This is a genomic window from Actinomadura sp. B10D3, assembly GCF_039871695.1.
In the GTDB taxonomy this organism is placed as follows: domain Bacteria; phylum Actinomycetota; class Actinomycetes; order Streptosporangiales; family Streptosporangiaceae; genus Spirillospora; species Spirillospora madurae.
In genome coordinates this window covers 1-576 of record NZ_JBDPLY010000108.1, presented here as the reverse complement: position 1 = coordinate 576, position 576 = coordinate 1, and the positions used below count along the sequence as shown (strand labels likewise).

1 protein-coding gene is annotated in these 576 nt (G+C 78.3%); it reads right to left on the bottom strand.

Annotated elements, in window-relative coordinates; translation table 11 throughout:
- On the bottom strand, nucleotides 1-576 hold a 576-nt coding region (locus ABGB11_RS42475; protein ID WP_347641382.1), incomplete at both ends, for an E3 binding domain-containing protein.

Below are 576 nucleotides of genomic sequence, written 5' to 3'. Positions count from 1 at the left end.
CCTGGAGGAACTCGGTGACGTGCGGGGCGGTGAACGCCGACGACGACATCGCCGCCGCCGTCGCCTTGCGGACGCCCTTGACCGGCACCCGCTCCTCGCGCGGCCCCGCCTGGACGGGACGCGCCTGCGCGGGCGCCGCCTGGGTGTACGACTGGGCCCCGGCCTGCGCGGCGAGGACGTCCTCGCGCGTGATCGACCCCTGCGGACCCGACCCCGTGATCGTCGTGAGGTCGACCCCGAGGTCCTTGGCCATCTTGCGGACGGGCGGCTTGGCCAGCGGCAGACCGTCGCCCCCGGGCCGGGGACGAGGCGCCGTCGGCCTTTCAGGGGCCGGCGCAGGCGCAGGCGCGGGCGGGGGCGGGGGCGGGGCAGCAGGCCCGGCGGCGGATGCCGTGCCGTTGGCCGCCTTGCGCGGGCGCCGCCGGGTCGCCCCCTCCTTGACCCCGTAACCGACGAGGACGGGCTGGCGCTTCGGCGGCTCCTCGGGCGTCACCATGCCGGGCTCGTTGACCGTCGGCACGCCCTCCTCGCGCATCGCCGCGGCCTGCGCCGGCGGCTCGGACACCGGGGTCGCCA